Raw genomic sequence first — 26797 nt, 5'->3', positions numbered from 1 at the left:
CCCGCCCAGGGGCGTGTGCGGGACACGACCTAACGCCACAGCGGGTCCCGGAAGTCGGCGTCCGGCCAGGTCGCGCGCTGCCAGGCGCGCTGCTCGCGCATCGGCACCCCGTACGGGGCCATGATCAGCCGCTCGTCGAACCAGGCGGTGACCTCGGCGAGCCGCCGCCGCAGCGCGGGCTCGGACTCCGCGGCCACCAGGACCTGTCCGACTCGGTGGTTGGTGCTGTCGACCTCGTCGCCGAGTTGGCTGCCGAACGCGTACTCGATGCGCACGTATTCCACCCCGGGCAGCGCCCGCATCTCCGCGGGCGAGGGGCAGTGCAGCAGCGTGCCGGGCCTGCCCAGCAGGTAGGCGCCGCCGACCGCGCCCGGCCGGACCCGCACGTCCAGGACGGGCTCGCGGCCCAACGCGCTGAGCAGCGTCGCCTCACCCATGTCGACGTTGAACTTCGCCTGGATCTCCTCGTGGATCAGGGCGCCGCCGCGTCGGGCGGCGCACTCGCCGAAGGTCAGGACGCCGGTCGCGGGATCGTGGAACAGTTCCAAGTGGAACGCGCCGTCGCGCAGGCCCAGTGCCGCGATCGTGGCCCGCACGAACGGTTCACCGCGCTCGTAGGCCCAACGCTCCTGTTCGGGGTCGAACCGGCGCAGCCGCAGGGGCAAACCGTTGTCGACGGCGGTCAGGCAGGGCGTGCCGTAGGCCCCCAGGGCGAAGAAGACGATCTCACCGTCGAAGACGATGCCGTCGGCGACCCACTCGTCGCCCTCGACGTACTCCTCCAGTGCGAAGGTGCGCTGCGCGACGCGTTCACGGCGGTACCGGGCGCTCTTCGCCCGCAGCTCCTCGATTCCGGTGATCAGCGAGGTCTGCAGGGTGGCGAGTCCGGCGATCGGCTTGAGGACGGCCCGCCGGTACGGCAGCTCGTCGAACGCCGAGACGTCGAAGATGTCGTCGATCACGGTCGTGCGGGCCGTGGGCAGGCCCGCGGCGGCGATCCTGGCCTTCTGCAAGGACTTGTCGCGGAAGCCCAGCCCGGTGACGGGGTCGATCGCGCGGGCGCCGAGGTGGCAGGCGAGGATCCCCGCGGTCACCACCGCCCGCTCGTCGCTGGTCAGGACCGCGGCGAACCGCCGCTCGCCCAGGCCCGCCCGGTGCAGCGCGGCGAGCACCGACTCCGGGTTGACCACGTCGTCCACCCGCACGACGGTGGTGCCGTCCGGGACGGGCATGAGGCCGAAGTCGTACATGGCGTTGCCCATCACCACGACCGCCTCGACGCCGTGCCGCTCGCACGGGTCGAGGAGGTACTTGTCCGCGTTGAGCAGCAGGACGGACTCGCTCACGGCCGCTCTCCGATCCGGTACACCTGGTCCTTGAGCGTCTGGATGGTCTTGTAGTCCAGGTCGAGCTCGACGGTGTCCGGTGAGGTCATGAAGATCCGCAGCGGGCTGGTGAGCAGGTCCTCGGTCGGCCGGATTCGCTTGCCCGGGGCCAGTTTCACCCCGACCAGGTGCACGCTGGGCAGCTCGCTGATCGCGTCGACGGCGGCTTGGTCGACCTCGCTGACGATGCCGTCGAGGTCGGTGGTGGTGCTGTGCACGATCGCGGGCTGCAGCCGGGTGTAGACGCGGTCGGCGTAGCGCTCGACGAACTCGTCGGGTCGCGCGTACGCCAAGGCGATCAGGTCGGCCTGGTTCGCGCCGAGGCACACGTCATGGAAACCCGGGTTCATGTTGCCGTTGAGCCGGGCGCCGATCTCCACCAGCGCCGGGCCGTCGGGGGTGATGATCACCTCGGCGTGCGCGGGCCCGTGGACGATGCCGAGCGCGGCGAGGACGGTGTCGAGGTAGGCGACCAGCTCGGGCACCGGCGACTCGGCCGAGTCGAGCAGGATGTCGCGGTCGTAGGTCCGCTTGCCCGCGGGCGTGGTGGTCTTGTCGTACTCCCAGACGCCGCACACGTACCGCCTGCCCGCCACCGCGACGGTGTCCACGATGTACTCGGTGCCCGAGAGGAACGACTGCACCAGGACCTCGGTGTTGGGCCGGTCGAAGATGTCGACCGCGGCGAGCACCGCTGCCGCGCCCGCGGCCACCTCGCCTGCGTCGCGGCACACGCTGACGCAGTCCGACGACGCCGAGCTCAGCGGCTTGACCACGACCGGGTACTCGCCGCGCTCCTGCGCCCAGGCGACCGCCTCCGCCGCGGTCGTGGCGAGAACCTGGTCGGCGCAGTGGATGCCGGCCGCGCGCAGCGTCTCGATCATCGTGTACTTGTCGCGCCGCGCCCGCGACAGCGCCGACCCGTTGGTGGCCAACCCCAGCCGTTCGCTCAGCGCGTCGGCCAGCGGCACACCCGGCTCCTGGCCGGTGAGGACCGCGACTGGCTTGAGCTCGGCCAGCTGGGCGCAGGTGCGTTCGAAGGCCTCGGCGTCGGGGCAGACGAACTCGGCGTCGTAGTGGGCGATCGACGGCGCCAGCATCGACGCCATGAGCTCCGCCGAGCTGCGCACGTGCACCACGCGGACGCCGATGCGGGCGAACGCGGCGGGCAGGAAGTTGCCCGTGGAGTAGCCGTCGACGATCACGGCGGTGGGCTGGTGGGGGACACCGGTCATCTGGTCATCGCCTTTCGGTGGTCGGGCGGGGCCCGCGGCGGTCAGGACAGGGTGGTGGTCAGCCCAGGGCGAGCATGACCGGGGTGAAGCCGCGGGTCGGGTCGGCCGCGATGTCGGCGCCGAGGACCATCACGGCGGTGGTGAAGCGGTGCGCCAAGCCGTGCTCGCCCGCCCAGGCCAGGACTTCGGGCCTGCGGTGGTCGATGTCCATCCGCACCGGACCGGGAGCGCCCGCCGCCAAGTCGGCGAGCAGGGCGAGCGCGGTGTCGCTGTCCTGGGCGGTCACCGGCCCAAGGACCGTGGTGTCGATGTTGAGCCAGGCGCCGCCGAAGCCGCTGATGCCGTCGGGAGACTCGACGACGCGGAAATCGCCTGCGAACTCGGGCAGGGCGGCCACGAGGTCGTCGCGTGGCGCGCCGAACACCTCGGTGTCCAAAGTGGACACGTGGGCGTGATCGGCTTCGGTGTAGGACCGCGACACACCCGCCGGGGTGAGTCCGGTCGGCGTGCCGCTGAACGTCGAGCACTGCCCGACCGTGCGGAACCCCATGGCCTCGTAGAGCGGCTTTCCCATCGGGGTGGCGGTCAGCAGGGCGCTCGCGGTCCCGGTCTGTTCCAGGGTGTGCGCCAGGACCCGCCTGCCCAGGCCGCGCCGCTCGTGCTTGCGGGCGACGAGCATCATGCTGACCGCCGTGACCGCCGTGCCGTACGGCGCGCCGACGACGACCGCGGCGAGCCCGCCGTCGGGGTCGTCGATGCCGTAGACCTGCCCGATGGCGAAGAGCAGCCGCCACTTGTGCTCCTCGCGCGGCCAGTCGCGGTCCGCCCCGAGGTCGAGGCACGCGGTCAGGTCGTCGAGGTCGAGTGGGCGGATCGGCGCGGTGATGGTCACGAGTTTTCTCCGATGGTCGTCTTGTCCCTCAGCGTGCCCGTCTAGCCCGGCATGCCCTGGGAGGCCGGGACCAGCAGCGAGTCGCGGATGACGTCGAAGGGGCGGTGCCGGATGAGGTAGAAGTGCTCGCCCGGCAGGACGTGCCGGTCGAAGCCCGCGGTGGTCAGCTCGCTCCAGCGCTGGGCCCGGTCGCCGGTGACGTGGGAGTCGTCCGCGCCGTTGACGGCGGTGATCGGGCAGCTCAGCGGCGCCCCGGGCACGTAGTCGTAGTTCTCGAACATCATGAAGTCGGCGCGCACGTAGGGCATCACCAACTCGGCGAGCAGCGGGTCGTGGAGGAGATCGGCGTGCGTGCCGCCGAGTTTGGCCAGCGACCGCATGATGCTCTCGTCGCTGCGCTGGGCGGCGCCGACCGGCGCGAAATCCGGGTCGTGCGCGGCGCGGGCGCCGGAGACGAACAGATGGACCACGCGCGCGCCGTCGGCGAGCAGCATCCGGGCGACCTCGAAGGCCACGACGGCGCCCATGCTGTGGCCGAACAGCGCGATCGGCCGGTCCAGCAAGGGTTCCAGCGACTCGCGGACACCACGCGCCATCTCCAGCATGTCGGTGGGCAGGTCGTCGGCCATCCGGTCGGCCCGGCCTGGGTACTGCACGGCGTGCACGTCGAACTCGGCGAACTCCTTGTCCCAGTCCCGGAAGAAGGAGGCGGAGCCCGCGGCGTGCGGGAAGCAGACGAGCACGCGGTCGGCGTCGGGACGCGGGTCGACACTGCGGAGCCAGGTCATCGGCGGGTGCCTTTCTCGGTAGGGGCGGTCATGACAGCGCCGACTCGGCGGACCGGACCAGGTCGCGCAGTTCGTCGAACGAGCGCAGGCCGTAGACCTCGGCGAAGTCGAGTTCGACGGCGAAGCGGGTATCGATCTCCTCGATCAGCTGGATGAGCCCCAGCGAGCTGCCGCCGCAGTGGAAGAAGTCCTTGCCCGGCGCCGGGGGCGAGCCCGCGAGGGTGGTCCACAGCGCGCTCAGCGCGGCGGTGTCCTCGTCGGTGTCCTCGCCGCCAGGCGCGGCCGGTTCGGCGTCGGGACGGTTGGCCCAGAGGTGGACCAGCGCGCGCTTGTCGACCTTGCCGGTGGGGCCGAGGGGATACGTGTCGAGGATCATGATCTTGTCGGGCACGACGTGCCGCGGCGCGCGTTCCCATGCCCGCTCGCGCAACGCGTCCACGTCCACGCCCGCGGTGTTCGGGCGGACGAACCCGATCAGTGAGCGGTCGCCGGGATCGCCGACGGCCACCACGACCGCCTGGGCGACCTCGGGGTCGGCGGCGAGGACCACCTGCGACTCGGTCAGGTTGACCCGGTAGCCGCGCACCTTGACCTCGGCGTCGGTGCGGCCGAGGAATTCCAGCGCGCCGCCTGCCAGCATGCGGACCCGGTCGCCGGTGCGGTACATGCGCGCGCCCGGCTGGTCGGAGAACGGGTCGTCGAGGAACCGGCTCGCGGTGAGTTCGGCGTCGTTCGAGTACCCGATGGCGATGCGGTCGCCGCCGACGAACAGCTCGCCCGCGACGCCGTCGGGCACCGGCGCCAGCGCGTCGTCGAGCACATGGCAGACCGAACCGGCGAGCGGGTGTCCGATCGGGACGGTCGCCGACTCGGTCTCGTCCCAAGTGGACACGTCGAACACCGTGCTGACGACACAGGCCTCGGTCGGTCCGTAGCTGTTGACCAGGAGCAGCCCCGGATGGGCGGCACGCACCCTTGCCGACTGCGCGGTGGGCATGACATCCCCGCCGGAGCCCAGCAGCCGCAGCCCGCCGAGGGCGTCGAGATAGTTGTCGACCATCAGGGCGAACAGGACGGGACTCAGGTGCGCGACGGTCACCCGGGGGTCCGCGACAACCGCGGCCAGTCCCTGCAGGGTGGTGCTCGACCCGCGGGCGCAGATGACCGACGCGCCGACCAGCAGCGCCGACCAGATCTCCAGGACCGAGGTGTCGAAGGCCAGTGTGGCGCTCGCCAGGACGCCGTCTCCGGGCTCCGTCCGCAGCGGGCTCGGTCGCAGCAGCAGCGCGGTGATGCCGCCGTGCGGGACGGTGACGGGCTTGGGCACTCCGGTGGAGCCGGAGGTGAACATCATGTACACCACCGAGTCCGGCGATCCGGTGGGGGCGACCCGCGGTGCGCCCGCGGTCGCCTCACGCACGTGGCGCGCGGGCACGCCGAGGTCGGTCGCGGGCCGGTGGTCGTCGGAGAGCAGCACCAGCTTCGCGCCGGAGACCTCGAGCAGCCACCGCGCCCGCTGGTCGGGGAACGTCGGGTCGATCGGCACGTAGAACGCCCCCGCGACGAGGATGCCCAGCATCGCGGTGATGGCCTCGCGGCTGCTCTGCGCGTACACGGCGACGGGGTCTCCCGGCTGGATTCCCCAGGCGCGCACGGCGGCGGCCAGGTCCTGGGCCTTGTCCCAGAGCTCGCCGTAGGTGAGGTCGCCGCCCGCGTCGGACACGGCGACCTTGTCCTGACTCGCCGCGGCGACCCGGCCGACAATGGTGTCGATGCGGTCGACGTGGCTCAGTGGGTCGGCCCTCAGAAGGTCGGACATAGTGCGCCTTTCTCGTGCGTGAGGCTGTCGACCAGGGCGATCTGTCCGCCCAGGGTGCGTGCGGTCGCGAAGTCGCGGATCGGGATGGTGATGTCGAGTTCCTTGGCGAGCCTGCGGACGAGCCGGATGGCGACCAGGGAGTCGCCGCCGAGATCGAAGAAGTCGGCGTCGTCGGCGAGGTCGGGGTAGCCGAGCAGGTCGGCCCACAGTGCGGTCACGAGCGCGCGCGGCGTGTTCGGCGCCTCGGAGTCGGCGACCTTGCTGTGATCCGCCGTGTTATCCGCCGTGTGATCTGCGGTCTTGACCGGCTGGGCGAGGGCCTCGGGGGCGATCCACCTGGGTCCGGCGAACGGGTAGGTGGGCAGCCGGGTGGGCTTGCCCTGGCCGCTGACCGCGCCGAGGTCGACCGGCTGGCCGAGGGTCCACAGCTCGGCCAGTGCGCTCAGCGGCTCGGCCTGCCCGCCGCGGCCGGGCGCCATCGCGACGGTTGTCAGGCCGACGGCCGCGGCCATGCCGCTCAGCGCCCGGCCGGGCCCGACCTCCACGGCCACCGCGTTGGGGAAGCGCGCGGCGAGCGCGGCCAGCCCGTCGGCGAAGCGGACGGTGCCGCGCGCCGACTCGGCGAACATCCGCGGGTCGACGGCAGCGCCGGTCGGGATGAGCCCGCCGGTGGCGTTGGCCAGGAACGGGATCGCGGGGGCGCGCGCGGTGAGCCGGTCGAGTTCGATGGTGAGCCCGGTGACCGCCGGGTCCATGAGCGCGCTGTGGAAGGCGTGGCCGGTGGCGAGCGTCTTGTGGAAAACCCGGTCGCCGATCCACCCGGCGAACGCCTCGACCGCGGCCGTCGGCCCGGCGACCACGCAGCTGTCGTCGGTGTTGACCGCGGCGATCTCCAGCGCGGAGACGTCGACGGTGTCCGCGGCGTCTTCGAGGAGTTTGACCGCCTCGTGCTCCGCGCAGCCGACGGCGAGCATGGTCCCCGGCGGGCAGTGCCGCATGAGCCTGCCGCGGGCGGTGACCAGTCGCAGCGCGTCCGCGCGGCTGAGCACACCGGCCAGGCACGCGGAGGTGATCTCGCCGAGGCTGTGCCCGGCGACGGCCACCGGCGTGAGCCCGAGTCCCCGCAATGCTTGCGCGGCGGCGTATTCGAGGACGAACAGCGCGGGCTGGGCCAGTTCGGTGCGTTCGATTCGCTCGCGGGTGAGTTCCGGGTCGAACAGGGCGGCCTCGATCTCTCCCGCGAGCTCGGATGGCAGCTCCGCGAGACAGTCGGCGACGGTGTCGGCGAACCCCGGCAGGTGCGCTCGCCACGGCAGGCCCATCCCGGGCCGCTGCGCGCCTTGACCCGGCAGCAGAAACACCAGTGGCGCGGCCCCGGTGGCCGGGCGGGTGCCGGTGACCTGGTCGGCGGGGGAGCGCAGCCGGTCCGCGACCTGCGCCGTGGTCTGCCCGACGACGGCCATCCGGTGCGGCTGGGCGGCCCGGCCGCGGCGCAGCGTGTGCGCGACGTCGGCGAGGTCGTCGGTGTCGGCGAGGTGCGCCGAAAGGCGGGCGGCGGCCCGTTCGACCGCGGTCGGGTCGGCCGCGGACAGCACCACGATGGTGTCGCGGGCCGGGGCTGCGGCGGGCGGTGCCACGGGATGCGGCGCTTCGATGACGACGTGGGCGTTGGTGCCGCCGATGCCGAACGCGCTCACGCCCGCGCGGCGCGGTGTCGGGCCGGTCCACGGGCGTTCCTCGGTCGGGACGAGCAGCGGCACGCCCGCCGTGGCGAGCAGCGGGTTGAGCTCGGTGAACCCGGCGACCGGGGGCACCACGCCGTGCTTGACCACGTGCAGGGCCTTGACCAGCGACGCCAGCCCGGATGCGGCGTCGAGGTGGCCCATGTTGGCCTTGACCGCGCCGAGGGCGATCTGGCCTTCGGGCACCCCGGCCAGTGCGGCGCACATCGCGGTCCACTCGATCGGGTCGCCGACATAGGTGCCCGTCGCGTGCGCCTCCAGGTAGCCCAGGGAATCGGCGCGGACATCCGCGGCACGCAACGCGGCCCGGATCACCGCTTCCTGCCCCAACGCGGAAGGCGCGTTGTACCCGGCCTTCGTCGAGCCGTCGTTGTTGACCGCGGTGCCGAGGATCACCCCGTGCGGGGTCACGCCGTCGGCGCGGGAGTCGGCGAGCCTGCGCAACACGACAGCGGCGACGCCCGCGCCCGCGAGGGTGCCGTCGGCGCCCGCGTCGAACGGGCGGCACACGCCGCCCGCGGACATGATGCCGCCGCGCACCCGCAGGTGTCCCTCCTGCGGGAAGCCGACGGACGCGGCGACGACGACGGCCTGGTCGCACTCGCCGTTGAGCAGCGCCTGCACCGCGGTGTGCACGGCGACAAGCGATGACGAGCAGGCAGTGAGGACGCTCAGGGCCGGTCCGCGCAGGCCGAGCTTGTAGGCGATGCGGGTGGCCATGTAGTCCTGGCCGGTGCTGACTTCCAGCCGGTCGTGCATGTCGTGCGGCAGCCTGCCGCCGACCAGGATGCGGCGCTGGTAGGCGCTGCTGCTGGAGCTGGCGTAGACCCCGGTGCGCACCGAGTCGTCGGACGGGTCGCGGCCCGCGTCCTCCAGTGCCGACCACGCGGCCTCCAGCATGAGCCGGTGCTGCGGGTCGGTCAGCTCGGCGTCGCGAGGGCTGAGGCCGAACAGGGTGTTGTCGAACCGGTCCGCGTCGTCGAGGTAGCCGCACACGGGAACGTAGTCGGGATCGGCGACTTGCGCCTCGGGCACGCCCGCGGCCAGGAGCTGGTCGGGGGTGCGCCGGGTGGTCAGCACTTCGCCCGCGCGGATGGCGGCCCACCAGCCTGCCAGGTCGGCGGGTCCGGGGAACCGGGCGGACAGGCCGGTGACGGCCACGTCGAAGGCGTCGTCGCGGGTCACTGGGACACCTCGTCGCGGCGGCGGGACCGGGCGGCCATCCGCGCCCGACGGTCGTCGGGCGCGGGCTCGACGGCCGCCACGGCGGCGGTGCGCACCAATTCGGTTTGGGCGGTGATGGTGGTGGCGGTGAAGAGGTCCACGATGGACAGTTTCGCGCCGGTTTCGGTTTCCAGGGCCGCTTGTAGCGCCGGCACCAAGAGCGAGTGGCCCCCTACGTCGAAGAAGTTCGCGTCGACCGCGACGGTGACACCACCCAGGAGTTTCGACCACGCGGCGGCGACCTGTGCCGATACGTTGTCGGCGGTCTTCGCGGCGTTGACCAGTTGGGTTTGGGCGGTGATGGTGGTGGCGGTGAAGAGGTCCACGATGGACAGTTTCGCGCCCGTTTCGGTTTCCAGGGCCACCTGGAGTGCGGGGACCAAGAGCGAATGACCGCCCACGTCGAAGAAGTTCGCGTCGACCGCCACGCTCACGCCACCGAGGACCTTCGACCACGCGGCCGCCACCCGTGCCGTCACATCATCCCCGGCGCCTGCCGAGTTCGGGGCAGGCGCTTCGGCGAGCTTCGCGAGTGCGGTGCGGTCCACCTTGCCGTTGGGGGTGCAGGGAAACGCATCGAGGACATGGAGGGTCCGTGGGGTCATCGGCTCCGGGAGCTGGTCGGCCAGCCGACGCTGGGCGGCCGTGGGGTCGAAGCCCGCGTCGGCGACGACGAAGCCGATGAGGCGGGCACCCGCTGTGTCCGGTAGCACCGCCGCGTCGCGGACGCCGACCAGCGCGCCGAGTGCGGTCTCCACCGCACCCAGCTCTACCCGGTGGCCGCGGATCTTGACCTGCTGATCGGCGCGGCCAAGGAACTCCAGGGTGCCCGCGTCGGTCCAGCGCACCCGGTCGCCCGTGCGGTAGACCCGCGCACCCGGCGTGTCGGCGAACCGGTCGGCGCCGAAGGAGCGTGCGGTGTCGGCGTCGCGGCCGAGGTAGCCGCGGGCCACACCGGCGCCGCCGACGTGCAACTCGCCGACCGCACCGTGCGGCGACAGGCCGCCCTGGCTGTCGACGACATAGAGCCGTGCCCCCGCGATGGGACCGCCGATGTCGATCGGGCCGGGCCGGTCGTAGCGCCGGTAGCTCGCCCACACCGTGGCCTCCGTCGGCCCGTACTCGTTGACCAGCTCCGCGTCCGGCACGAGCGCGAAATGCTCGCGCGGCAGGGCTTCGGGCAGCGCCTCACCCGCGACGATCACCCGGCGCAGCGAGCGCAGCGCGGCGCCGTCGCCCGCGCGGGAAAGCACCAGGCGGTACAACGTCGGCACGCACAGCAGGTCGGTGACCTGGTGGCGGCGGACCAACGCGATCAGCCGCTCGGGGTCGCGCACGTCGTCGCCGTCGGCGACCACCACCGCGCCGCCCGCGGTCAGCGTGCCCCACAGGCCCGCGACCGAGGAGTCGAACGCGAGCGGGGACACGTGCAAGAACACGGGCGCGCCCGGGTAGGCGGCCCGCCGGGCGGCGGTGGACGCCGCCAACTGGCCGTGCTCGACGACGACACCCTTCGGCTCGCCGGTCGTGCCGGAGGTGTAGATCACGTACGCCGCGTCACCCAGGGCGGGTGCGACCTGAGGGGCCGTGGTCGGCACGCCGCGCTCTTTGTCGACCCGGATGCTCGCCACCACCGTCCGGGTCGCCGTGGTGTCGGTGACCAGCACGCACGTCGCGCCCGCGTCGGCCAGGACCGCCGCGATCCGCTCGTCGGGATGCGCCGGGTCGAGCGGCACATAGGCGGCGCCCGCGCGCAGCACGCCGAGCACGGCGGCCACCATCGCGGGCGATCGCTCGGTCAGCACACCCACCGTCGCGCCCACGCCGATGCCCCGCTCTCCCAGGCGTTGCGCGATGACCCCCGCCCAGTCCTCGAGTTCGCGGTAGTCCAAGCTCGCGTCGGCCCAGATCACCGCGGCCCGGTCCGGATGCGCCTCGGCGATCTGGGCGACGAGCACCGGTACCGTGGTGTCGGCTCCGGCGACCGGTCCACCCTCACCGAGGGCGATGGCCCTCGCGGTCTCGGCGGCGTCGAGCATGGGCACGGTGTCGACGCGAGCCGCGGGCCCGGCGACCAGACCCGCGAGCACGGTGCGCAAGTGCCCGGTGAACTGCCGGATCTGCGCCTCGGTGTACTGCTCGGCGCGGTACACCGCCGCCAGCTCGGCGGTCTCGCCCGCGCCACGCAGCCACATGGTCAGGTCGTACTTCGACACCTCGACCGGGAAATCCAAGGTGGTGACGTCCAGGTCGGGAACGGTGAAGTGGGCCGGACCGCCGACATAGTTGAACAGCACCTGGAACACCGGGCTGCGGCCCGCCGCGGGGGTGGCCCCCAAGCCGCGCACCAGTTCCTCGAACGGCAGGTGCCGGAAGGTGAAGGCGCGCAGCAGCGCGCGGTGCGCGGAACGGAGGTAGTCGGCCGCGGTGTCGTCGTCCGCCACGCGCAGGCGAACCGGCGTGGGGTTGATGAACATGCCCACCGTGTCGGCGTAGGTGCCGGTGCGGGTGTCCATCGTGCCGCCGAGCACGATGTCGGGGGTGTCGGTGTAGCGGCGCAGTGTGAGGCCGAGCGCGGCCATACCGATCACCTGCGGGGTCGTTCGCAGCTCCCGTGCGGCTTCCCGCACGGCCGCCCAGAGCGCGGCGTCGAGCCGAACCCGCACGACCGCGCCGCGCTTGCCGTCGACCGGGCGCGGTTCGCCCAGGCCCAGCGGCCGGTCGGCGATGGGGACGCGCAGCTCCTCGACCCAGGCGGCGATCTTGTCGGCGGCGGGCCGCGACGAGGCCTCCTCCCACGCGGCGTAGTCGACATAGCTCGCCGCCGGCGTGGCCTCGGCATCGCCCGCGTAGAACCGGAAGAGGTCGTCGGTGATCAGGTGGACCGAGCGCCCGTCGGTGACGATGTGGTGCGCCGTCAGCAGCAGCACGTGGTCGTCCGGTCCGACGCGAAGAATCTCCAGTTCCGCCAACGGACGTGCGGACAGGTCGAACACCCTGCTCGCCGCGCGGCGCAGTTCCTCGTCGACCTCGGCGGCGTCGACCGCGCGGACCTTGGCGGGCAGGTCGTCGACCGCCCACTCGGCGCGACCGGGCTCGCCCGCCTGGTCGGTGACCCGCAGCCGCAGTTCGGCGTGCCGCTCGACCACCGCCCGCCAGGCGGCGGCGAGCGCGGCGGCGTCGAGCGGGCCACGCACGCGCGCCGCCCAGGGAACCGTGAACTCGAAGCTGTCCGGTTCGACCTGAGCCGCGAGCCACAGCCTCCGCTGGGCCGCGGACAGCGCCGGACTCACTGCGGCCGTGAGGCTGCCGTGCACCATTGATGAACTCCTCTTGGAACTGCGACTACGGGATGGAATGAGTGAAGGTCGGGCGGAACGCGTCCTCGACGCGGGCGGCGAGCGCGGCGAGCGCGGCGTGGTCGGGGACGCGGCCGTAGGCCGTGCCGAGCCTGCCGAACGCGCCGTCGCGCCAGTCGACCCGCTGGCCGCGCGCCACCCGCAGGTCGAGCAGGTCGATCCCGGCGACGGCGCGCAGGTCGGCGAGCCCGTCGACCGACACCACGGTGCCCGCCTCTTGGGGCGGCAGGAACACGTATTGGAAGGTCACGTCCGCGCAGCCCCGCTCCGGCGCGGCGGGCGCCTCGCCGAGGGCGAGCCGGAACGCGGTCTCCACCACCGAATAGCCCAGCGCCCGGTCGAACAGGTCGGGCACGTGGCCGCCCGCCCGGCCGTTGACCTCCAGCACCCGCGGCCCGGCCGCGGTGAGCTTGAGCTCGGTGTGGACGACGCCGTCGCGCACCCCGACGGCTCGCACGGCCGCGTCGGCCACGGCCAGCACCCGCTTGGTCGTGGCCGCGTCGATGGTGGCGGGCAGGAAGAATCCGCGCTCCCGAAACGGTGCCACCAAAGGGAACTTGCCGACCACGCCGAGCGGCAGGCAGTGCCCGTCGTGCACGGCCGCCTCGACCGAGACATAGTCGCCGAACGCGGCCCCCGCCACCGTCGGGTCGCCCGACAGGAGCTCTTCGGCGACCATCTCGGCGCCGGGTGCCGCGTCGAGGAAGAACCGGCGGGCGGCGGCCCGCGCCTCGTCGACGCTGTCGACCCGGCTGACGTGCTGACCCGCGGTGCCGCCACGCGGCTTGAGCACGGCGGGCAGGCCGACCGCGGTCAGCGCGGAGTCCACTTCGGACTCGGTGGCGACCACGGCGTGCCTGGTACTGTCCAAACCCGCGGCCGCCCATGTCCGGCGTTGCGCCGCCTTGTCCAAGAGCACGGCGGTCACCTCGGGCGAGTGCCACCGTCGGGTGCCCAGTCGCTCGCCGATCGCCGCGGCGATGGGCAGGCAGAGGTCGCTGAAGGTGACCACGCCGGCGGCGCCCCGACCGGCGATCGCGTCCGCGGCGTCGGAAAGGGACAGCCCGGCGGTGTCGAGGACGTCGAACCGCCTGCGCAGCACGGGAAGCACCTGTGCGACATGGTCGGACGTCGAGTCGACCACGAGCCGGACCTCGACCCCGCACGCCGTGGCCGCGGCCGCCAGCTCGGTGGGACCCGCCGACCCGCGGTCGTAGCCGACCGCCAGCACCGCGTTCACGGCGCCGCTACTTCGTGCGGGTCGGGACGACCGCGTCGGAGCCCGCGGGCCAGCTGCGCTCCGCGGTGATGTAGAGCAGCTCCGAGGGCACGCCACGACGGCCGCACAGCTCCGTGAGCAGCGTGGACTGCTTGATCTGCTCGGCTTCCGGGTCGTACCAGCAGCCGCTGAGGTGCTTGAGCCACGGCTCCATGCCCAGCGCGTAGACGAACACGTTGCGCGCGCCGACCTGCTGCGCCACCTTGTCGGCCGGGCCGGCGAACGAGCCCTTGAGGCCGCGGTCGTTGTCGTGGTCGCGGCCGATCGGGGTGTCCAGGAACGGGCCGTAGAGCCAGCTCATCGGCGCGCCGACGCACTCCAGGCCGATGAACAGCGCGTCGATGGTGCCGATCTCGCGGCCGACCAGCTCGTAGATCGACGGGTCGATCGGCGAGGTGTCGGTGGCGAAGAGGAACCCGCGCCCGCCCAGGCGCACCATCGGCACCATCTTCGCCCGGATGTCCATGTCGCCGTGCTCGCCGAGGAACGGCAGCGCGGTGATCCGTGCCGCGCCGAGGTCGACCGACTGGACCTCGCCGAGCTCGACGACGTTACGGAAGCCGAAGCCCTCCAGGAACACCCGCAGGTTGAAGTCGGGCAGGGTGCCGCCGGAGGTCTGCGGCACCACGATCGTGCCGATCCGGTCGCGCAGCTGCAGCAGCGTCTCCAGCGAGAAGTGGTCGGAGTGGCCGTGGCTGATCACCACGACGTCGATGCGTTCGGGCAGGTCGGCGAAGGTGAAGTGCTCGTGTCCGTCGTCGTCGTAACCCAACGTCGGGTCGGTCATCACCGTGCAGCCCTCGAACTCCAGCAGCACGCTGGCGTGCCCGAAGTAGCGCATGCGCACCTCGCCCGCCGCGGCGTGGTCGTAGGGGCGGGGCTCGCGGTCGGTGAACAGGCCGCGGAAGATGTCGAGCTGCCCGCCTTCGAGCTTGAACAGCTCGGCCAGTTGCTCGACGTCGACCTTGCGACGGTGGCCCGCGAACAGCTCGCCGAGTTCCGGCGCGGAGAACGGGACGTTCAGCTCGGCGCGGCCATGGGGCAGGACGGGGGAGCCGTAGACGAACGGCTGGTTCGGGTCGTGCCGGGGCAGCAGCGAGACGCACTGCGCCTCCGGCTGCAGCGCCGCGGTGCGGTACAGCAGCGACTCGAAGAAGCGCAGCGACGCGTTGCCCGCGGTGTCGTAGACCAGTTCGGACACTCCGTGCAGGCTCGGCGGGAGCTCGGCGTAGAGCGGGGCCAGCGACCCGCCGTCGGCCTTCGCCTTGAGGACCGCGCGCATGGTGTCGATGTCCTCGGCGAGCCGCAGTCGCGGCGTGCCTTCCTTGAGGGTGCGCTCGACGAGCTCTTCGATGGCGGCCGGGCCACCCTCGCGGGCGTTGACGAAGGGGGCGCCGAACATGTCGCGGTTGGTCAGCGCCATGGCGTGCGCCTCGGGCGCGGCGAGGTAGCCGCGCAGCGCGGGCAGCTGCCGCTTGGCGAGGTTGAGCGCGCCCGTGTGCGGGGCGGCGAAGTAGGGCACGGCATACCACCGGTGGATCAGCGGCTGCACCACGGTCGATGTGGCGAGATAGCGCATGGCGGCATTGCTCGAACTCATCGGGATTCCTTAGACAGTGTGAGCGCGTCGCCTGCCGCGGCAGGCGACGACTGAATACGTGCGTTTACCAGCGGAGTCGACGACATTCTTCGACGCGGGTCCGCGGGAAACGACGGCCACGCGCGAGCCGAGTTTATCCGCCAATCGGGTTCATGCGGTGGTTTGAATCAGCACTCGTGAGGAAATCATGTGCACCCCACTGTGCGGGGGCCATCCCGTGAGCGACCGCTGAGTCGTCCGAGGAGGCGTGGTTACCGTCGAACTGCCTTGAAAAGTTGCCAGAATACGCTCCCATATTGCGACTCGCCGAAACTCCGCATTCTCGGAGTAGTCGGGCATATAGGCAGTATTGAGGAAGACATCCTGGTTGGCGCCTGCCATTCTATCGTCTCGATGTTCGACTTCCTCTTGTCCGCTGTTCGGGCCTTGGCCCGGTCATACCGGAAATGCGATGGATCAGATGACCGCTGCACCCAGACCGCTGGTGTTGATGCTCGGCGTGGACAAGTACGTCCTCGAAGCCTGCCAACGCCATGACGTCGAAGCCGTGGTGGCCTGGGGCGCGGGCGCGCACGACTATGGGCTGCAGCTGGTGCCCGACGGGATGACCGTGCTGCGCGTCGACCAGGTGTCGAGCCCGGAGGCCGTGCTGAGCGCGCTGCACCGCGCCGGGCTCGGCGACCGCCGGTTCGACGCCGTGCAGACCAGCGACGAGTGGGCGATGGTGACCGCCGGTGTGCTCGCCGAACACCTTGGGGCGCGGGCGATCGACCCGGTCACCGCCGTGCGCTTCCGCGACAAGACCCTGCAGAAGCAGCGGGTGCGCGAGGTCGGGATCCCCGCCGCGCGAACCACGGTCATCGACGACATCCATGACGTGAGCGGGATCGAGGCGCTGCCCTACGAGCGCGCGGTCCTCAAACCCATCGCGGGCGCGGCCACGGCCATGACCACGGTGGTCACCTCGCTTCAGCAGCTGCGCGATCTCAGCGACAAGTACCGCGCGGAGCGCACCGCGCAGCGCACGTTCGCCCTGGAGGAGTTCGTCGACGGCGGCGAGGAATGGGTCGCCGACGGCATCGTCCACGACGGCGAGGTCATGTTCTGCGCGCTGGGACGCTACGGCCTGCCCTGTCTGTCCACAGTCGACCAGGCGCTGCCGCTCTGGCTGCGCCGGTTCGACCCGGACACCGAAGCATGGGCTTACGAACTCGGCGAACCCGTCGTCCGGCGCGCCCTGAAAGCGCTGGGGCTGCGCGACGGCGTGTTCCACATGGAGTTCTTCTACGACGCCGAGGCGGGCACGCTGACCTTCGGCGAGTGCGCCGCCCGCCGCGGCGGCGCCTTGGTGCACGAGGAAGTCCAGGCCAAGTTCAACGTCCACCTCGGCGAGGCCGCCCTGCTGGGCGCACTGGGCCGCAAGCCCGACCTCGACATCCAGATCCGACCGGAGACCATCGGCGGCACCTACCTGATGGGCAGGCCGGGCACGCTGTTCAGCTGCCCGTCGCCCGCGGCGATGCGGGAACTGCCCGGGGTCGAGTACGTGCGCGTCGAGTTCGCCTTCGGCGGCCAGATCGCCGCGGGGGTGGGCAGCACGAACGCCCGCATCGCCCAGGTCCTGGTCTCCGCGGAGTCGGAGGAGGCGATGCTGCGCCGGTTCGACGAGCTGCGCGTGTGGTTCGACGAGCGGCTGCTCATCGCGCCGTCCGGCGGGCCGATGCGCGAGCTGCGCGCCTGGCAACGCGACACCTGGCCCGACGAGGACTACAAGGACCAGCTGTGGAGCTGACCGAGGCTCCGGCCAAGCCCGGCCCGGTGGCCAGGCTCCTGCCGGAGACCCCGCCGCAGAAGGCGCTCGCGGCGGCGTCGTTCGTCAACGCGCTCGGCAGCGGCATGTTCATGGCGGGCAGTGTGCTCTACTTCACCCGCATCGTCGGGCTGCCGATGGCGCAGGTCGCGCTGGGGCTGTTCGTCGGGGCCATGGTCGGCCTGGTCGCGGGCGTGCTCGCGGGCCGGATCGCGGACCGCTTCGGCGCCCGCGAAACCCAGATCGTGGTCATGGTCGCGGGCGCGGCGGCCATGACCGGCTACATGTTCGTCACCACCCTGGTGCCCTACATCCTCGTCTCGATCCTGGTCGGACTGGTGTTCGCCGCCGACAAGTCGAGCAAGGCCCCGCTCATCCGGGGCTTCGGCGGGGACAATCCCGCGAAGTTCCGGGCGTATCTGCGCTCGGTGGTCAACCTCGCCCTGGCGCTCGGATCGCTGGCCGCGGGCATCGCGATCCAGCTCGACACCGAAACCGCCTACCTGGCCCTGATCGGCGGCCGCGTGCTGGCCTTCGTCGGCGGCGCGATCATGCTCACCCGCCTGCCCCGACTCGCCCCGGTCGCCGCACCGGTGCTTGTCGGCCGGTGGGAGGCGCTGCGCGACCGCCCGTATCTCACCGCGACCGTCCTGAACTCCATGATGTCGCTGCACTTCGCCGTGCCGACTTTCCTGATGCCCCTGTGGATCGTCGACCACACCGCCGCGCCGAGGTGGATGGTCTCCGTGGCGCTCGCGCTCAACACCGTGATGGTCATCACCTTGCAGGTGGTGGTCAGCCGGGACGTGTCCGACCACGAGACCGCGGGCCGCCGCATGCTGTGGGCGGGGGCGGCCGTGGCCGCGGGCATGCTGATCATGGCGGCCGCGGGCGACCGGCCCGCGGGCATCGCGATCGCCCTGCTGCTGGCGTCGATGGCGGTCTACACGATCGGCGAGCTGTGGCACTCGGCCGCGTCGATGGAGTACTCGTTCGGCTTGGCCGCACCACACGCGCAAGGCCAATACTCGGGTGTGTTCGGCCTCGGCGGCGGGGTCGCCGAAGCGCTGGCACCCGCCGTCCTCGGTCTCGCGCTCACCTACGGCACGCCCGCGTGGCTGGCGATCGCCGCCGGATTCCTCCTGGTCGGCGCGGCTTGCAAGCCGCTCGTCGACTGGTCACTGCACAGGTGGCGTCCCGCACACCTGTGATCTCCGCACATCACAACCGTTCCAAAGGGGTGCGTCTTGTCCCAGTCCGTTATCGAATCCGTGAACATCGAGATGGTCGAACTGGTGCCCGGTCTCCAGTTCGAACACGAGGAAATCCTCAAGGCCTACCAGCAGGTCGTCGACCGGGTGCCGGTCACCGACCCGGAGAACCCCGACCACCGGCTGCGCAGGCTCGGCCTGACCCACCGCGCGAACGCCGAGGACCCGTGGCACGACGCGGGCAACGGCCAGTTCAACCAGGTGACCGGGGAGAAGAACTTCGAGGAGGCCGACTTCGCCTTCTTCAACGAAGAGCTGAAGGACACCTACTTCTACGAGATCTACCAGAGCCTGCCGTTCCAGATCGGCCGCATGCGCCTGGTCGCGCTGCACCCGTCGGAGATCTACCACATGCACACCGACGCCTCCCGTGTCGCGCACATGGCCATCACGACCAATGAGGACTGCAGGCTGCTGCTGCGGACCGGGCACACCTACCACGTCCCGACCGACGGCCGCATCCACATCCTCAACACCAAGCTGCACCACTCGGCGTACAACGCCGGTGGCGACACGCGCATCCACCTGACCATGACGAAGGTCGAGTGACCGCGTTACCCACCCGCGCAGCCCAACGAGAAACCCTGAGTAGGAACATGTCTGAACAACCGCGCCCAGTCGCCGCGATCGTCGACGGGTACACCTCGGGCAACCACCTCCCTCCCGCGTTCGCGCGGGCGGGGGCGGACGTGGTGCACGTGCAGAGCAGCCTTGAGCTGATGACCTCGATGATGCTGCCGGATCTGACCGCGTATCGGGCCACTATCGCGTGCGCGACGCCGGAGGAGGCCGCGGCCGAACTCGCCGAGTACTCCCCGGTGGCGGTGGTCACCGGCCAGGAGCCCGGTGTCGAGTGGACCGACCGGCTCAACGAGCTGCTAGGCCTGCCCGGCAACGCGAGCGCGGGATCCAAGGCCCGGCGCGACAAGTACGAGATGATCGAAGCGCTGCGCCGGGCGGGCGTGCGGTGCGCCGACCAGTTCAAGAGCGACGACGCCGAGGAGATCGTGGCCTGGGCCGAGCGCCGCGCGGACTACCCGGTCGTGGTCAAGCCGCTCGCGTCGGCGGCCACCGACGGCGTCGCCGTGTGCACCTCGCCGCAACAGGTTCGCAAGGCCGCGGAACAGGTGTTGGGCTCGGCGACCATCTTCGAGGACGCCAACCGCGAAGTGCTCGTCCAGTCCTATCTGGCCGGTCACGAGTACTCGGTGGACATGGTGTCCCTCGGTGGTCGGCGCTACACGAGCGCGGTCTGGAAGTACCGCAAGCGCTTGGTGGGCGTGCACAACATCTATGACCGGGACGACATCCAGGACCCGGCGTCGCCGGAGGTCGCGGAGCTGATCGCGTACACGTCCGCGGCGCTCGACGCGCTCGGCATCGACCACGGTCCCACCCACGCCGAGGTGATCCTCACCGCGCAGGGACCCACTCTCGTCGAGGTCGGCGCCCGGATGACCGGCGGCGTCGTGCCCGCGTACAACGACGCGTGCCTCGGCGCGAACCAGGCGGACCTCACCGCGCTGGCGGCCGTGCGCCCGACGGAGTTCCTGGAGCGCTATGCGGGCCGCATCTACGAGCGGCTGCTGCACGGGTGCATGGTGATCACCCCGACCGAGCTCGACGGGGTGATCGAGAGCATTGATGAGGACGTCGTCGCCGAGATCAACTCCCTACCATCGGTGCTTCACCTGCGGGTCAAGCTCAAGCCAGGCGGGCGGATCAAACCGACGATCGACCTCTACACCAGCACCCTGGCGGTGCACCTGGGTCATGACTCGGCTGAGCGACTGGAGCGCGACTACGAGCGCGTGCGGGAACTCAAAGACCTCGTATACCGGCTGCGTTGACCCCGCCCGAGCACGGAGAAGTCGAGCATGACCACTGAAAGCGAAGCAGGTCGCCTGCTACTGGTCGGCGGGGCGGGTGACATGTCGCTGAGCGTGGACGTCGCGATCGCGGCGCTGCGCCAGGCGAGCGACCGCGGCCTCAGTACGCACGTGACCAACCAGGAGACCACCCTGGCGGCCACCCCGTCGGTCGCGGCGGCCGCGGACCGAGCCTCCTCTGTGGACCACGCGGACCCCGGCGCGGTCGCGCGGTGGGCCCGCGAGCAGGCAGGAGGGTTCGCCCTCGTCTTCGGCGTGCGGGAGATGGCTCAGGTCTCGGTCGCCGAGGCGGCCGAGGCGCTCGGGCTGCCGGGCAACTCCCCGCACGCGGTGCGGCGGATCCGGACCAAGGACGCGTGCCGGGCCGCGCTCACCGCGGCCGGTTTCGCCCAGCCCGCGGTGCGCTTGTGCGCGGCACTGGCCGACGCCGAGGAGTTCGCCCGCGGCACCGCCGGGCCTTGGGTGGTCAAGCCGCGCGACGGGTCGGGCAGCGAAGGCGTGCGCAAGGTGTCCACAATGGACGAGCTGGCGGCCGCGGTGGCCGCGCAGCCGAACCCGGCGGAGTTCCTGATCGAGGAGTTCGTCGAAGGCCCCGAGTTCAGTGTCGAGGGTGTGTTCCTCGGCGGCCTGCCCACCGTGCTGGCCATCACCGCCAAGGAGAAGCTGCCTCCGCCGCACTTCGTGGAGATCGGCCACGTCCTGCCCGCCGACCTCCCGGCGGCTGACAGCGAACGCGTGGAGCACGAGGTGCTCGCGGCGTTGAAGGCGCTGGAGCTGCGCTTCGGGCTCTTCCACGTCGAGTTGTGGCTGACCGCGCGCGGTGTGGTCATCGGCGAGGTGCACGTGCGCGTCGGCGGCGGCTGGATCCACCGCATGCTCGAACACGCCATTCCCGGGATCGAGCTCTACGGCCTGGTCTACGACGACGCCCTCGGCACCGCCGAGCCCGGCCCGCGCACCCCGGTGCGCGCGGCGGCGTCACGCTACTTCGCCCCGCCGCCGGGCCGCGTGCTCGGCATCACCGGCTGGGACGAGGTCCGGGCCCACCCCGCGGTGGTCTACGCGGAGCTCGCCGTCGGTGAAGGCGACGTGATCAACGAGTTCCGCGACGGGGAGGACCGGGTCGGCGCGATCGTCGTCGGCGCCGACACTCCGGCCGCCGCGCGCGCTCTGGCCGCGGAGCTGGCGGCCTCGGTCGAGTTCACGGTGGCCCCGCCGGTCACCGCGGAACGGAGGGACCTGGCATGACGAGCACTTCCCTGGCCGACGGCGCCATCACGGTCGCCGTGGAGCAGCTGCGGCTGCCGCGCTCCTTCGAGATCTCGCACATGACCATCGAGACGGTCGACATCATCGCGCTCACCGTCGGCGACACCGGCGACGGGCACACCGGCGACGGCGAGATCGCCGCCGATCTCGGCTACGGCCAGGACGCCCGGGTGATCGCCGAGGAGGCGGCGGCGATGGCGGCCGCCGTGTCCGCGCGCGGGCCGCTGGAGTCGGACCGGCTCTTCACCGCGCTGCTCGACGTGGCCGCCTCGGTGTCCGGACCGGCCAGGATGCTGGTCGAGATGGCGTTCCTCGACCGGGCCGCCCGCCGCGCGGGCGTGCCGGTGTGGCGGCTGCTCGACCTGCCCGAGCCGGGGGAGGTGCGGCTGCTGCACACCGTCCCCATCGGCGAGGAGATCCCGGCCGACGTCCGGCCGGTCAAGATCAAACTTGGCGGCCCGGACGACGACGCGGTGCTGCGCGGCCTGGTCGGCGTGCCCGGCCCGGTCATCCTCGACGTCAACCGCGGCTGGGGAGCGGGGGACTGGGCGCGGCTGCGCGGCCTGGTCGCCGAGATCGCCCCCGCCGTGCTGGAGGACCCGGTCCACGACCGTGACCTGCTCGCCGAGGTGCGCGCCGCGCTCCCCGGCACCGCGGTGATCCTGGACGAGGGCGTCAACACCGTGGCCGACGTCGAGGCCGCCGTGGCGGTCGCGGACGGCGCGAACACCAAGCTCATGCGGCTGGGCGGACTCCTGCCCGGCAGACGGGTCCTCACCGACCTCGGCGCGCGGGGCGCCACCCGGATGCTCGGCTGCTTCCTGGAGCCGCCGCGCGCCATCGCCTATGCCGCGCAGCTCGCGGGCCTGTGCGAGTGGACCGACCTCGACGGGCACTTCTGGCTCACCGACGACCCGTCGGTCATGTCCTACCGGCTCGACAGCTCGGTGCCCGGCGTGCCGCGCATCGCCTACTGATCGCGCCGAGCCTCCTGATCTCGCTGACCCGCACCACTGGCGGGCGGTTCTGTTTACACCGAAAGGGAACACCCAACCGATGGACCATGTCCGCAGCACGGCCCCCTATGGCACGTGGCCCTCTCCCGTCGACGCCGACAGCGTCGCGGCGGGGGAGGCGCTGCTGGAATGGGTGGGCTTCGTCGGCGACGAGGTCTGGTGGACCGAGGTCCGACCGGAGGACGGCGGGCGCAACGCGCTCATGCGCCACACCGACGCGGGCGTCGTCGACGCCTTGCCCGGCTGGGACGTGCGCAGCCGGGTGATCGAGTACGGCGGCAGGCCCTGGGGCCCGACCGCCGACGGGATCGTGTTCACCCACTACGCCGACCAGCGCGTATACCGCTGGCGGCCCGGCGCCGAACCGGAGCCGCTGAGCCCCGAGAGCGACGAGATCTCCTTGCGCTACGCGGACTTCGCGGTCCGCGGCGCGGAGGTGTGGTGTCTACGCGAGACGGTGTTCGACCCGGAGAGCACCAAGGTCACCCGGCACCTGGTGGCGCTGCCGCTCGACGGCTCCGCGGCCGCGGAACCCGACGCCGTGCGGGTGCTCGCCGCGACCCACGACTTCATGACCGGGCCCAAGGTGGAGCCCGGCGGCGACCGAGTCGCCTGGCTCGGCTGGGACCACCCGGCGATGCCGTGGGACGGCACCGCGCTGATGGTCGCTGACATCTTGCCCGACGGAACGCTCGGCGAGCCCCGGCAGGTGCTCGGCGGTGAGCGCGAGTCGGTCACCCAAGTGGACTGGGGAACCGACGGCGGAACCCTTTACGCGCTCAGCGATCCCGATGGCTGGTGGAACCTGCACACCGTCCACATCGGACCCGACACCGAGAGCCGTGCGCTGTGCTCGCGGCCCGAGGAGTTCGGCGAAGCGCTGTGGCGGATCGGACTGCGGTGGTCGCTGCCCCTGGCCGACGGCACCGTCGCGGTCATCCACGGCACGAGCGGGCGCGAACTCGGTGTGCTGGGCGCCGACGGGTCGCTGCGCGACATCGCCACGCCGTACACCGAGTGGGCCTACCCGGCCACCGACGGCACCCGGATCGCCGTGGTGGCAGCGGGTCCTCGGCATCGGCGGGCGGTCGTCCTGGTCGATCTCGCCGAGGGCACCACCCGGGTGCTGCGCCCGCCGACCGGATCCCACGACGAGTGCACCGCGGTTCCCACGCACCGGACCGACCGCGGGCCCGACGGCGCCGACGTGCATTCGCACGTCTACCCGCCGACGAACCCGGACTTCGTCGCGCCCGAGGGGGAACTGCCGCCCTACGTGGTGTTCGTGCACGGCGGGCCGACAAGCCGCAGCCACCGGATCCGCAACCAGGAGATCACCTACTTCACCAGCCGCGGCATCGGCGTGGTGGACGTGCAGTACCGGGGGTCCACCGGCTTCGGCCGCGCCTACCGCGAGGGGCTGCGCGGCACCTGGGGCGTGGTCGACGTCGCCGACTGCGCGACCGTCGCCCGAGCCCTCGTCGCCGACGGGGTCGCCGCGGCGAACCGGATCGCCATCCGCGGCGGCAGCGCGGGCGGCTGGACCGCGGCGGTGTCGCTGACCACCGAGCCCACCCTGTACCGCGCGGCCGCCATCTACTACCCGGTGCTCGACCTCGAGGGCTGGCGCACCCGCGGCACCCACGATTTCGAGTCCCGCTACCTCGACGGGCTGGTGGGCCCATGGCCCGACCGGCGCGCGGTTTACCGCGACCGCTCACCGGTGCACCACGTCGACCGAATCACCGCCCCTTTCGTTCTGTTCCAAGGGCTCGACGACACGGTGTGCCCGCCCGCGCAGGCGGAGCGGCTGCTGGCCGGGCTCGCGGGCAGCAGCCGCTCCGCCCGCGCGGGCGGGCACGAGTACCTGACCTTCGAAGGCGAGGGGCACGGCTTCCGCCGCGCCGAGACCATCGCCCGCTGCCTGCGGGCCGAAATGCACCTCTACGGCCGAGCCCTCGGGTTCGCGCCCGCCGAAGATTTATGACGCGTGGCCGCCACGGCGGCGCACGCGATCGGAAGGAGCCGAGAATGCCGTTACGGGAGATCTCTACGGGACCTAAGGGTCTGGACTCCGTGCTACAACTCAGCTTCGACCGGTTGGAGCCGAAAGTCCGCCGTGGACTCAAGCAGCTGTGCAAGCTGGACAACTTCCACGGCCTGCTGGCCGTGTTGTTCGAATTCGCGCTGGTCGCGCTGGCGATGACCCTGTGCGTCGGAGTGTCCTATTGGTTCTACCCGGTGGCGCTGGTCCTGATCGGGTCGACACACCGGTTCCTGGCCCACCTGTTGCACGAGTCGTCGCACAAGACGTTCGCGCGCAACCCGATTCTCAACGTGATTGGTGGCACTGTCCTGAGTGGATACCTGGTGTTCCACTTGCAGGGCCCCTATCGCAACACCCATGTCGGGCTGCACCACCGCAATCTGGGGGACCCCGACCTGGACCCGGATTACCGCTTCCACATCGAGTGCGGGCTCTACGACAAGAGCAAGTCGAGTCGGGCGTTCGTGGTGCGCGAGGTGTTCCTCTCCGCCATCGGCCTGCGGACCTTCTCCTACCTGGCCTACCTGTTCCGTGACCGGTTCTGGTCGGACTCGTCGGTGCCCCAGGTGTCCACCCCGGTGCCGCTCAAGGTCGAGCGGATCATCCTGATCGCCGAGTGGGCGCTGATCATCGGCTTGTGCGCCTGGTTCGGCGCGCTGCCGGAGCTGCTGCTGTTCTGGTTCGTCCCGCTGTGCACGGTCAACGTCGCGATCGGGTGGCTCTCGGAGCTGGCGGAGCACTACCCGTTGCCCGAGGGCGAGTCCAAGCGCGTGCTGCTGACCCGCAACCGGCACGGCAGGCTGTGGGAGCGATTCCTGCTGAGCAGGCACAACGACCGCTTCCACCTGGTGCACCACCTCAACACCGGGGTGCCGTTCTGGAATCTGCGCCGGGCGCACGAGGTGCTGCTCGACGACCCCGCCTACGCGCGGTGGGACGGGATGTGGGCCGGGGTGTTCAGCGTTCCCGCGTCGCGGCGGGGCAAGGAGACGGTGATCAGCTACGCCGCGAAGTACCGCGAGTGGCGGCAGGCGGGCGGCTCACCCGGGGTGGGCCCGAGCTTCGCCACCCTGATGATGATCACCGCCGAGGCGGACACGCAGCAGTCCGACGTAGGCGACGACCGGAAGGCAGCCTGATGACACAGTCCATAGTAGACACCGAATCGGCCCTCGCGGGCCGCGCGTTGCGCGCCTTGGCGGCCAATCCCGCCTGCCGCACGGCGTTCGCCGAACCCGACGCGCTGCTGCGGACCCTGCTCGCCCCCGCTGCCCGCCGCTACGTCGCCGCGGCGAACGCCGACGAGGTGCTCGACCGCGCCGCCACCCTGCAGGCCAAGGGCTACCAGGTGTCGGTCGAGGCGGTCGGCGAGGAGATCACCGACTCGGGTGAGATCGAGGACGTCGTCACCGGCTACGTAGACCTGGTGCGGCGCTCGGCGACGCCCGTGCAGCTCGGCTTCGACCTGTCCAACGTCGGGCTGCTGCTCTCCACCAAGCTCGCGCTGGAGAACACCGCCCGCATCCTCACAGCCGCCGCCGCGCACGGCAGCGACGTCGTGATCAGCATGGAGCGCTCCGGGTTCGTCGACAACGTCCTCGACGTGTTCGCCAAGCTCGCCGAGCACCACACCAACGTCGGCATCACCGTGCAGGCCCACCTGCACCGCACCGCCGACGACCTGCCCGCCATCCTGGCCACCGGCGCGAAGATCCGATTGGTCAAGGGCGTCTACGTCGAGCCCGCCGACATCGCGCTGCCGCGCGGCGCCGAACTTGACGCGCACTACCTCGACCTGGCTCAGCAGGCCATCGACGCGGGCGCCAGGGTCGCGCTCGCCACCCACGACGCGGCCCTGCTCGCCCAGGCCGCCAAGACCGGGGTGCTGGCGGGGGCCGCCGAGATCGAGATGTTGCACGGCGTCTGTCCCGAACTGCTGCGCGCGCACCACGAAGCGGGCCACACTTGCCGCGTCTACCTGACCTACGGCGAGAACTGGTGGCTGCACCTGCTGCACCGCATCGCGGAACACCCGCCCATGGCGATCACCGCGCTGGCCGACCTCGCCGACCCGGACCGAGTCGTCTTCGGCGCGGACTACTAGGACGAACAGCCGCCGAAACCCTCGGCGGTAAACACCTAGGGGCACACCCAGCCCCGGGAAAGGCTCTT

The 26797-nt window shown here is 71.6% G+C and carries 18 protein-coding genes; 9 read left to right on the top strand and 9 right to left on the bottom strand.

Going from position 1 to position 26797, the window contains the following annotated elements:
* Window positions 1-29: 29 nt before the first annotated feature.
* The 9 genes from ACUZ2Y_RS05150 to ACUZ2Y_RS05110 are packed head-to-tail and all read right to left on the bottom strand — an operon-like array spanning window position 30 to window position 15323.
* Window positions 30-1346, bottom strand: a complete 1317-nt coding sequence (locus ACUZ2Y_RS05150; protein WP_476327406.1) for a hypothetical protein — start codon at window positions 1344-1346, stop codon at window positions 30-32.
* Window positions 1343-2620, bottom strand: coding sequence for an ATP-grasp domain-containing protein (locus ACUZ2Y_RS05145; protein ID WP_476327404.1), 1278 nt, complete (start codon window positions 2618-2620; stop codon window positions 1343-1345). Before ACUZ2Y_RS05145 ends, ACUZ2Y_RS05150 begins: the two co-directional genes overlap by 4 nt.
* 58 nt (window positions 2621-2678) lie before the next feature.
* On the bottom strand, window positions 2679-3512 hold the full coding sequence (locus ACUZ2Y_RS05140; RefSeq protein WP_476327402.1) for a GNAT family N-acetyltransferase: 834 nt from the start codon (window positions 3510-3512) through the stop codon (window positions 2679-2681).
* A gap of 41 nt (window positions 3513-3553) precedes the next feature.
* Window positions 3554-4300, bottom strand: a complete 747-nt coding sequence (locus tag ACUZ2Y_RS05135; protein ID WP_476327400.1) for a thioesterase II family protein — start codon at window positions 4298-4300, stop codon at window positions 3554-3556.
* Window positions 4301-4328: 28 nt separating this feature from the next.
* A complete protein-coding gene (locus ACUZ2Y_RS05130) occupies window positions 4329-6119 on the bottom strand; it encodes a non-ribosomal peptide synthetase (protein ID WP_476327398.1) in 1791 nt (596 codons plus the stop codon).
* Complete coding sequence (locus ACUZ2Y_RS05125; RefSeq protein WP_476327396.1) at window positions 6104-9046, bottom strand: type I polyketide synthase; 2943 nt, start codon at window positions 9044-9046, stop codon at window positions 6104-6106. Before ACUZ2Y_RS05125 ends, ACUZ2Y_RS05130 begins: the two co-directional genes overlap by 16 nt.
* The gene (locus ACUZ2Y_RS05120) at window positions 9043-12405 is read right to left on the bottom strand and encodes a non-ribosomal peptide synthetase (protein ID WP_476327394.1); all 3363 of its coding nucleotides are present in this window, start codon (window positions 12403-12405) and stop codon (window positions 9043-9045) included. Before ACUZ2Y_RS05120 ends, ACUZ2Y_RS05125 begins: the two co-directional genes overlap by 4 nt.
* Window positions 12406-12430: 25 nt before the next feature.
* Window positions 12431-13684, bottom strand: coding sequence for an ATP-grasp domain-containing protein (locus ACUZ2Y_RS05115; protein ID WP_476327392.1), 1254 nt, complete (start codon window positions 13682-13684; stop codon window positions 12431-12433).
* Between the two features lie 7 nt (window positions 13685-13691).
* Window positions 13692-15323, bottom strand: a complete 1632-nt coding sequence (locus tag ACUZ2Y_RS05110; RefSeq protein ID WP_476327390.1) for an MBL fold metallo-hydrolase — start codon at window positions 15321-15323, stop codon at window positions 13692-13694.
* A gap of 460 nt (window positions 15324-15783) precedes the next feature.
* Here ACUZ2Y_RS05110 and ACUZ2Y_RS05105 point away from each other — a divergent pair, with 460 nt between their 5' ends.
* The 9 genes from ACUZ2Y_RS05105 to ACUZ2Y_RS05065 all read left to right on the top strand — a co-directional run bounded on the left by ACUZ2Y_RS05105 (window position 15784) and on the right by ACUZ2Y_RS05065 (window position 26729).
* A complete protein-coding gene (locus tag ACUZ2Y_RS05105) occupies window positions 15784-17115 on the top strand; it encodes an ATP-grasp domain-containing protein (RefSeq protein ID WP_476327388.1) in 1332 nt (443 codons plus the stop codon).
* Window positions 17106-18344: an MFS transporter gene (locus ACUZ2Y_RS05100; protein WP_476327386.1), complete on the top strand. Its 1239-nt coding sequence runs from the start codon at window positions 17106-17108 to the stop codon at window positions 18342-18344. The genes ACUZ2Y_RS05105 and ACUZ2Y_RS05100 overlap by 10 nt, the downstream gene beginning before the upstream one ends.
* A gap of 36 nt (window positions 18345-18380) precedes the next feature.
* On the top strand, window positions 18381-18953 hold the full coding sequence (locus ACUZ2Y_RS05095; protein ID WP_476327384.1) for an aspartyl/asparaginyl beta-hydroxylase domain-containing protein: 573 nt from the start codon (window positions 18381-18383) through the stop codon (window positions 18951-18953).
* A 47-nt stretch (window positions 18954-19000) separates the two neighbouring features.
* On the top strand, window positions 19001-20254 hold the full coding sequence (locus ACUZ2Y_RS05090) for an ATP-grasp domain-containing protein (protein ID WP_476327382.1): 1254 nt from the start codon (window positions 19001-19003) through the stop codon (window positions 20252-20254).
* A gap of 27 nt (window positions 20255-20281) precedes the next feature.
* A complete protein-coding gene (locus tag ACUZ2Y_RS05085) occupies window positions 20282-21541 on the top strand; it encodes an ATP-grasp domain-containing protein (RefSeq protein WP_476327380.1) in 1260 nt (419 codons plus the stop codon).
* Entirely contained in the window at window positions 21538-22539 is a 1002-nt protein-coding gene (locus tag ACUZ2Y_RS05080; protein WP_476327378.1) for an enolase C-terminal domain-like protein, read from the top strand. Before ACUZ2Y_RS05085 ends, ACUZ2Y_RS05080 begins: the two co-directional genes overlap by 4 nt.
* A gap of 79 nt (window positions 22540-22618) precedes the next feature.
* Window positions 22619-24565, top strand: coding sequence for a S9 family peptidase (locus tag ACUZ2Y_RS05075; RefSeq protein ID WP_476327376.1), 1947 nt, complete (start codon window positions 22619-22621; stop codon window positions 24563-24565).
* 89 nt (window positions 24566-24654) lie between these two features.
* Complete coding sequence (locus ACUZ2Y_RS05070) at window positions 24655-25764, top strand: fatty acid desaturase (protein WP_476327374.1); 1110 nt, start codon at window positions 24655-24657, stop codon at window positions 25762-25764.
* The gene (locus tag ACUZ2Y_RS05065; RefSeq protein WP_476327372.1) at window positions 25764-26729 is read left to right on the top strand and encodes a proline dehydrogenase family protein; all 966 of its coding nucleotides are present in this window, start codon (window positions 25764-25766) and stop codon (window positions 26727-26729) included. Before ACUZ2Y_RS05070 ends, ACUZ2Y_RS05065 begins: the two co-directional genes overlap by 1 nt.
* The last annotated feature ends 68 nt before the right edge of the window (window positions 26730-26797 follow it).

It is taken from the genome of Actinokineospora sp. UV203, from assembly GCF_056323665.1.
The sequence above is the reverse complement of the archived record's forward strand: the minus strand, read 5'-3'. Positions and strand labels throughout refer to the sequence as shown.

Bases quoted from the DNA above. Each gene is read 5' to 3' on its own strand.
- ACUZ2Y_RS05110 (WP_476327390.1), bottom strand. From the start codon at position 15,323: ATGAGTTCGAGCAATGCCGCCATGCGCTATCTCGCCACATCGACCGTG.
- ACUZ2Y_RS05135 (WP_476327400.1), bottom strand. From the start codon at position 4,300: ATGACCTGGCTCCGCAGTGTCGACCCGCGTCCCGACGCCGACCGCGTG.
- ACUZ2Y_RS05145 (WP_476327404.1), bottom strand. From the start codon at position 2,620: ATGACCGGTGTCCCCCACCAGCCCACCGCCGTGATCGTCGACGGCTAC.
- ACUZ2Y_RS05065 (WP_476327372.1), top strand. From the start codon at position 25,764: ATGACACAGTCCATAGTAGACACCGAATCGGCCCTCGCGGGCCGCGCG.
- ACUZ2Y_RS05080 (WP_476327378.1), top strand. From the start codon at position 21,538: ATGACGAGCACTTCCCTGGCCGACGGCGCCATCACGGTCGCCGTGGAG.
- ACUZ2Y_RS05130 (WP_476327398.1), bottom strand. From the start codon at position 6,119: ATGTCCGACCTTCTGAGGGCCGACCCACTGAGCCACGTCGACCGCATC.
- ACUZ2Y_RS05105 (WP_476327388.1), top strand. From the start codon at position 15,784: ATGACCGCTGCACCCAGACCGCTGGTGTTGATGCTCGGCGTGGACAAG.
- ACUZ2Y_RS05120 (WP_476327394.1), bottom strand. From the start codon at position 12,405: ATGGTGCACGGCAGCCTCACGGCCGCAGTGAGTCCGGCGCTGTCCGCG.
- ACUZ2Y_RS05075 (WP_476327376.1), top strand. From the start codon at position 22,619: ATGGACCATGTCCGCAGCACGGCCCCCTATGGCACGTGGCCCTCTCCC.
- ACUZ2Y_RS05090 (WP_476327382.1), top strand. From the start codon at position 19,001: ATGTCTGAACAACCGCGCCCAGTCGCCGCGATCGTCGACGGGTACACC.
- ACUZ2Y_RS05085 (WP_476327380.1), top strand. From the start codon at position 20,282: ATGACCACTGAAAGCGAAGCAGGTCGCCTGCTACTGGTCGGCGGGGCG.